Source organism: Ensifer sp., from assembly GCF_035999135.1.
In the GTDB taxonomy this organism is placed as follows: Bacteria; Pseudomonadota; Alphaproteobacteria; order Rhizobiales; family Rhizobiaceae; genus Ensifer.
Genome location: NZ_DASYGZ010000107.1, coordinates 1 through 4,986, shown reverse-complemented (window position 1 = coordinate 4,986; position 4,986 = coordinate 1). Strand labels below are relative to the sequence as shown.

The window sequence follows — 4,986 nt, the reverse complement described above, 5'->3', positions numbered from 1 at the left end:
TTTTTCACGATCGCAGTTGGCGGGCTCTGTCTCTTCGCCATCCTGAAGATCGCTTTTGCAGGGTAATTTCGCCATGGCATCGAACAGTTCACCCGCTGCAAACGGCAAGGCCTATCAATATGTCGATCACGCCTTCGACGTCGTCGTCGTCGGCGCCGGCGGCGCTGGCTTGCGCGCGACCCTCGGCATGGCCGAGCAGGGCCTGAAGACCGCCTGCATCACCAAGGTCTTCCCGACCCGCTCGCACACGGTTGCCGCCCAGGGCGGTATCGCCGCTTCGCTGCAGAACATGACGCCGGACAGCTGGCAGTGGCACCTTTACGACACCGTCAAGGGTTCCGACTGGCTCGGCGACGTCGACGCCATGCAGTATCTCGCCATGGAAGCGCCGAAGGCGGTCTATGAGCTCGAACATTACGGCGTGCCGTTCTCGCGCAATGCCGAGGGCAAGATCTACCAGCGGCCGTTCGGCGGCCACATGCAGAACTACGGCGAAGGCCCGCCGGTCCAGCGCACCTGTGCTGCCGCCGACCGCACCGGTCACGCCATCCTGCACACGCTCTACGGCCAGTCGCTCAGGAACAACGCCGAGTTCTTCATCGAGTATTTCGCGCTCGACCTGATCATGTCGGACGATGGCCGCTGCACCGGCGTCGTCGCCTGGAACCTCGACGACGGCACGATCCACCGCTTCTCCGCCAAGATGGTGGTGCTGGCGACCGGCGGTTATGGCCGCGCCTACTTCTCGGCGACCTCGGCGCACACCTGCACCGGCGACGGCGGCGGCATGATCGCGCGCGCCGGCCTGCCGTTGCAAGACATGGAATTCGTCCAGTTCCACCCGACTGGCATCTACGGCGCCGGCTGCCTGATCACCGAGGGTGCTCGCGGAGAAGGCGGCTATCTCGTCAATTCCGAGGGCGAGCGCTTCATGGAGCGCTACGCGCCGTCGGCCAAGGACCTTGCGTCGCGCGACGTCGTCTCGCGCTGCATGACGATGGAAATCCGCGAAGGCCGCGGCGTCGGCAAGAACAAGGACCACATCTTCCTGCACCTCGACCACCTGGATCCGGCCGTGCTGCATGAGCGCCTGCCGGGCATCTCGGAATCGGCGAAGATCTTTGCCGGCGTCGACGTGACCCGCGAGCCGATCCCGGTTCTGCCGACGGTGCACTACAACATGGGCGGCGTGCCGACCAACTACTGGGGCGAAGTCCTGAACGCCGACAGCCAGAACCCCGAGCGCATCGCGCCCGGCCTGATGGCCGTCGGCGAAGCCGGCTGCGCCTCGGTGCACGGCGCCAACCGCCTCGGCTCCAACTCGCTGATCGACCTCGTGGTCTTCGGCCGCGCCGCCGCCATCCGCGCCGGCCAGGTCATCGACCGCAACGAGGCGGTGCCGGAGGTCAACAAGGCCGCCTGCGACCGCATCATGGACCGCTTCGACCGCCTGCGGAACGCCAACGGCTCGACGCCGACGGCAGTGCTGCGCGAAAAGATGCAGCGCGCCATGCAGGAAGACGCGGCCGTGTTCCGCACCCAGGAATCGCTGGAATCGGGCTGCAAGCGCATCTCGGCGATCTGGAAGGAACTGCCCGACATCAAGGTCACCGACCGTTCGATGATCTGGAACTCCGACCTCGTCGAGACGCTCGAACTCGAAAACCTCATGGCGAACGCCATCACCACGATCTACGGCGCCGAGGCGCGCAAGGAGAGCCGTGGTTCGCACGCCCGCGAGGACTTCACCGAGGGCGCGCTCGGCGGCCGTGACGACGTCAACTGGCGCAAGCATACGCTTGCCTGGGTGAACGAAGCAGGCGACGTCAAGCTCGACTACCGCCCTGTCCATACCGACCTGATCGCCGACGGCATCGATCCCAAGAAGATCGAGCCGAAGGCCCGCGTCTATTGATCTTGAGGAACAAGCCACATGGTTGAACTCGCTCTCCCCAAGAATTCGCAGATGACGGAAGGCAAGGTCTGGCCGAAGCCTGCCGGCGCGACCAACGTTCGCGAATACCGCATCTACCGCTGGAACCCGGATGACGGCGCCAATCCGCGCATCGACACCTTCTACATCGACGTCGACGATTGCGGCCCGATGGTGCTCGATGGTCTGCTCTACATCAAGAACAAGATCGACCCGACGCTGACCCTGCGCCGCTCCTGCCGCGAAGGCATCTGCGGCTCCTGCGCCATGAACATCGACGGCACCAACACGCTCGCCTGCACCAAGGGCATGGACGAGGTGAAGGGGGCGGTGAAGGTCTATCCGCTGCCGCACATGCCCGTCGTCAAGGATCTGGTTCCCGACCTCACCAACTTCTACGCCCAGCACCGCTCGATCGAGCCCTGGCTGAAGACGGTGACGCCGACGCCGGCCAAGGAATGGAAGCAGAGCCACGAGGACCGCCTCAAGCTCGACGGCCTCTACGAATGCATTCTGTGCGCCTGCTGCTCGACCTCCTGTCCGAGCTACTGGTGGAACGGTGACCGCTACCTCGGCCCGGCCGTCCTGCTGCAGGCCTATCGCTGGCTGATCGATAGCCGCGACGAAGCGACCGGCGAACGTCTCGACAATCTCGAGGATCCGTTCCGCCTCTACCGTTGCCACACGATCATGAACTGCGCCCAGGCCTGTCCGAAGGGTCTCAACCCGGCGAAGGCGATCGGCGAGATCAAGAAGATGCTGGTCGAGCGCCGCGTCTGATCTTTCGGGCCGATTTCGGTTTCGGGACGGCGGGCGATGCCCGCCGTTTTCCGTTGTGGCAAGGCAAGGCAAGTCCGGTCAGAGGCCGGAGCAATCCTCGATTGTAGCCTGCGCGGAAGGCTGAGCTGTGGCCTTGCCGGCGATCCCCTGCGGCGCGACCGGCGTCGCTCCGTTTCGCTCGATCGACGTTTCAATCCTGCAACAGGTCGCAAGGATTCGTCCTCCCTTGATTTGTCAGGTGGATTTGCTGTATTTCGGCCTATATTATCGCGTTGCATCATGGTTCGCGACACGAACAGGAGTAGGGATATGCGGGTAATTCATGCGGCGGCGGGGCTGGCGGTTGTGCTTGCGCTGACCGGATGCCAACGGACGTCGATGGGTGGTTTCAGCTCCCAGGACGCCTCGCCCGCTCCCATCCAGGCGGCACCCGTTCCGTCGGTTTCGTCCAACCAGCTTCCGGCGCCGAGCGGCAACACCTCGCAATTCCCGGCTGCACCGACGAGCGGCACGGCGGTTGCCGGCGGCGCGGTTCAGCAGCCCGGCACCCAGGTTGCAGCGGCCGGCGGCGGTCTCGATGTCACCAAGGAATCGATGGTCGGAAACTGGCGCGTCTCCAGCGCCGGCGCTTCGTGCGACATGTTCCTGACGCTCACCAATCTCGGCTCCGGTTCGCGCGGCGGCACGCGCGGCTGCGCCGGCGAACTGACGACCATGGGGTCCTGGGAAGTGGCCGGCAAGCAGGTGGTGCTCAAGGATCGCGCCGGCAACGCCATTGCCCGCCTCTACAAGACCGCCGACGCCCGTTTCGACGGGTCGACCAACGGCGGTCAGCCGGTCAGCCTCAGCCGCTGACGCCAATCCAGCCCGGTCTCGTGCCGGGCTTTTGTTTTCCGGCTCCTCTCGGGTGAGACGTGCTCAATCCTGACGACAGTATCCTCCGCAAGCTCGAAGTGCTCGTCGCAAGCGGCGAGCGCAAGCGCGATCCGGCACAGTTTTCGATCGCCCGACGCTTTGATCATCTTTCGGCCGAGCTGCTTGCCAGCCGCCCGTCGCGCAAGACCAATGCGCTCGGCTGGCTGTTCGCCTCGCGCAAGAAGGACCATCCGCCGGTCAAGGGTCTCTACATCCATGGCGGCGTCGGTCGTGGCAAGACGATGCTGATGGACCTGTTCTTCGACACGGTTCCGATCCAGCGCAAGCGCCGCGCGCATTTCCATGAGTTCATGGCCGACGTGCATGAGCGCATCTACAAGCACCGCCAGAAGCTGAAGAACGGTGAGACCAAGCAGGCCGACCCGATCCCGCCTGTTGCCTCCGAGCTTTTCGGCGAGGCGCGGCTGCTCTGCTTCGACGAGTTCTCGGTGACCGACATCGCCGACGCGATGATCCTCGGGCGGCTGTTCGGCGAGCTCTTCGCCAAGGGCTGCGTGCTCGTCGCGACGTCGAACGTCGCGCCGGACGATCTCTATCGCGACGGCCTCAACCGCGGCCTGTTCCTGCCCTTCGTCGCCCTGCTGAAGGCGAATGTCGAGGTCATTTCGCTCGACACGGATACCGACTACCGGCTGACGAAGACAGATGGCAGCCCGGTGTGGCTGTCGCCGCTCGGACCGGAAGCAGATGCGGCGATGGCGCGGGCCTGGGAAAACGAGACCCGCGACGCCGCGGTTGCCCCGGCTGAAGTGCCGCGCAAGGGGCGCAAGATCCCCGTGCCGGCTGCATCCGGCAAGAGCGCCCGCTTTGCGTTCGCCGATCTTTGCCAGCAGCCTCTGGGGGCTGCGGACTATCTCGCCATCCTCGAGCGCTATTCGACGATCTTCGTCGATCACGTGCCGCATCTCGGTCCGCATATGCGCAACGAGACCAAGCGCTTCATCCTTCTGGTCGACACCCTCTACGACAACGGCGCTCGCCTGTTTGCTTCGGCCGCGGCCGCGCCGCAGGACCTTTTGACCTTGAAGAAGGGCACGGAGGGCTTCGAGTTCGACCGCACGGTTTCGCGCCTGATCGAGATGCAGAGTGAGGAATATGCTGCTGCACACCCTGCAAACGGCGCTGTTTCGTGACGCAATCGTGACGTAAATTCTTACGTTTACGTAAGAGTTTTATGATCTAACCGATTGAAATTCCTTCACCAAAAAGTATCGATTGATATTTTAACGATTGCCGTTTAATGGCTTCCGCGAAGGTTTGGCGTTTGCCGCGTTTCAGGCCTCGATCATATTGGGATCACAAAGGAAGCACTTTCATGGCTCGCAACAAGATCGCAC

Annotated in this window: 4 protein-coding genes; all 4 read left to right on the top strand. The window is 63.8% G+C overall.

Annotated elements, in window-relative coordinates:
* The first annotated feature begins 73 nt into the window (after positions 1 to 73).
* The 4 genes from sdhA to zapE all read left to right on the top strand — a co-directional run bounded on the left by sdhA (position 74) and on the right by zapE (position 4,782).
* The gene (gene sdhA / locus VGO12_RS12805; protein WP_327513131.1) at positions 74 to 1,915 is read left to right on the top strand and encodes a succinate dehydrogenase flavoprotein subunit; all 1,842 of its coding nucleotides are present in this window, start codon (positions 74 to 76) and stop codon (positions 1,913 to 1,915) included.
* Positions 1,916 to 1,933: 18 nt separating this feature from the next.
* Positions 1,934 to 2,713, top strand: a complete 780-nt coding sequence (locus VGO12_RS12800; RefSeq protein ID WP_327495239.1) for a succinate dehydrogenase iron-sulfur subunit — start codon at positions 1,934 to 1,936, stop codon at positions 2,711 to 2,713.
* 309 nt (positions 2,714 to 3,022) lie between these two features.
* Positions 3,023 to 3,568 (top strand): protease inhibitor Inh/omp19 family protein, encoded by a 546-nt coding sequence (locus tag VGO12_RS12795; RefSeq protein ID WP_327513130.1) that lies wholly within the window; start codon positions 3,023 to 3,025, stop codon positions 3,566 to 3,568.
* A 59-nt stretch (positions 3,569 to 3,627) separates the two neighbouring features.
* A complete protein-coding gene (zapE, locus tag VGO12_RS12790) occupies positions 3,628 to 4,782 on the top strand; it encodes a cell division protein ZapE (protein WP_327513129.1) in 1,155 nt (384 codons plus the stop codon).
* Positions 4,783 to 4,986 lie beyond the last annotated feature (204 nt).

Bases quoted from the DNA above. Each gene is read 5' to 3' on its own strand.
- VGO12_RS12795 (WP_327513130.1), top strand. From the start codon at position 3,023: ATGCGGGTAATTCATGCGGCGGCGGGGCTGGCGGTTGTGCTTGCGCTG.
- sdhA (WP_327513131.1), top strand. From the start codon at position 74: ATGGCATCGAACAGTTCACCCGCTGCAAACGGCAAGGCCTATCAATAT.
- VGO12_RS12800 (WP_327495239.1), top strand. From the start codon at position 1,934: ATGGTTGAACTCGCTCTCCCCAAGAATTCGCAGATGACGGAAGGCAAG.